At 61.4% G+C, this 2,042-nt stretch carries 1 protein-coding gene and 1 pseudogene; both read right to left on the reverse strand.

The features are described from left to right. Window positions 1–544, reverse strand: a pseudogene (locus HLUSI_RS28575) (hypothetical protein); the annotation flags it as partial. A 42-nt stretch (window positions 545–586) separates the two neighbouring features. Then, window positions 587–1,885 (reverse strand): cardiolipin synthase, encoded by a 1,299-nt coding sequence (gene cls / locus HLUSI_RS0113400; RefSeq protein WP_085944029.1) that lies wholly within the window; start codon window positions 1,883–1,885, stop codon window positions 587–589. Window positions 1,886–2,042 lie beyond the last annotated feature (157 nt).

Here is a 2,042-nt window from a genome sequence, read left to right on the forward strand (position 1 = left end):
ACGCTTCCAGCTGGATGCGGTAGTCGCGCGTGTCGATCGGCCCTTTGTCGGCAGCCAGGCGGACGTCGAAGTAATCGTCGCCGTTGGCCGGCACGCGGTAGTTGAAGTCGATCCGGTAAGCGTCGCCGATGGCCTGCTCATGCTTCTTGCCGACGCGCATGCTGAGCGTCGCGGGATTCTGGCCGGGACCGGGGCGGCAGTATTTGGTGTTGAGATGCAGAATCAGGACGTCGCACCAGTGCGCCGGCATGGTCAGCGAACTGCGCACCTGAGCGAACGGATAATCGACTACGGCGTAGATGTCGCCCTTGATGCTGGACGAGCTTTCGGTCGAGTTGATGTACAGCGGGCGCGCAAACTGGTTGCTGGTCAATTGCGGCTGCAGCGCCTGGTATTTTTCCTGCAAGGCAGCACCTCCCGACGGCTCGGCGGCGATGGCGGAGGCGCATACCGCCAGTGACACGGCCAGCAGCGTCGCCGCCAGTGTGGCGGTGACAACGGCGCGCAGGCTCTGCGTCAATTGTCGTGGGACAGGACTTTGCATGCGAATCTCCAGTTCTCCTTTGCCGGTTTCAATCCCGCATCGTTACAGCCAGCGTGCCCACAATCCGGCGCCGAATTCCTTCATGCGGTCGCTGATGGGGCGGTCTTTCCACGCTTCCAGCGTGATTTCCCTGGACGCATTCATATCGCGCTCGAACATTGACTGCATCTGCGCGCCGAATTGCCGGCCGAGGATGACGGCGTTGATTTCCTGGTTGTAGATGAAGCTGCGCCAGTCCAGGTTGGTCGAGCCGATGGTCGACCAGACGCCGTCGATCATTGCGGTCTTGGAATGCAGCAGCGCATCCTGGCGCTCGTAGATCTTGACGCCGCCTTCCAGCAATTCGGTGTAGAACGAGCGCGAGGCGTACAGCACCAGCTTCGAGTCGCTCTTGCTCGGCAGCACCAGGCGGACGTCGACGCCGCGTTTGACGGCATCCTTCAACGCGTCGCGCAATTGCGGATCGGGGATGAAATAGGCGTTGGTCAGATACACCTTGGATTCGGCGTGCTGGATGGCCGAGATGAAGGTGGCGTAGATCACGCTATAGGGATCTTCGGGTGCGCTGCCGATGCCGCGCACGATTTCAGGCCCCTTGTTGTCGACCTTGGGATAATAGTTCTTTTCGGCCAGTTTCGGACCGTGCTGCTTCTGCCAGGTGTCGATGAACATTTTCTGGAATTCCGCCACCACCGGCCCGTCCATGCGCACCTGGGTGTCGCGCCACGGCACCTTGCCGGCGTCGTCGTCCTTCGGTTTGCTCCTGCGGAACGAACCGCTGGAATACACGCTGCTGACATTGATGCCGCCGACGAAGGCGGTCTTGCCGTCGACGATCAGCAGCTTGCGGTGATCGCGCTGGTTGACTTCCCAGCCCTTGCGCGCCTGCGCCGGATTGACCGGATTGAATTCCAGCACCTGGATGCCGGCATCGATCATCGGCTGGAAGAACTCGCGCGGCGTGCTGAGCGTGCCGACGCTGTCGTACATCAGATTGACCTGAACGCCGTGCTTCTGCCGGTCGATCAGCAGGTCGGCGAACTGCTTGCCGGCCTCGTCGTCTTCAAAGATGTAGGTTTCCATGTTGACGTGGTCGCGCGCTTCGCGGATGGCGGCGAACATGGAGGCGTAAGTGGCCGGTCCGTCAATCAGCAGCGTAACCTTGTTGCCCGCCACCAGCGGCGAGCCGGTGATGGCTTGTTCGACCGCGAGGTGCTTCTCGAGGATCAGGTTGTCCTGATTGGAATCCTTGAACCTGTCGAGCACCGCCTTGCTCTGCTCGGGGGTGAGGATGCCGCGTCCGCCCTTGATCTGGATCACCTTGGCCGACTGGGTATCCATGTCGGGGACGATGCGCGGCAACGAACTGCATCCGGCCAGCGCGATGACGGCTGTAACGGCGACGGTGTATAAAAGCCGGCTGGTGAACCGCGCAGTCGTGGCGAAACCCGGGTTGAAAATCCGCACCTGCTGCTGATACAGGCCGGCATAGGCATGC

This window comes from Herbaspirillum lusitanum P6-12, from assembly GCF_000256565.1.
Taxonomy (GTDB): Bacteria; Pseudomonadota; Gammaproteobacteria; order Burkholderiales; family Burkholderiaceae_D; genus Herbaspirillum; species Herbaspirillum lusitanum.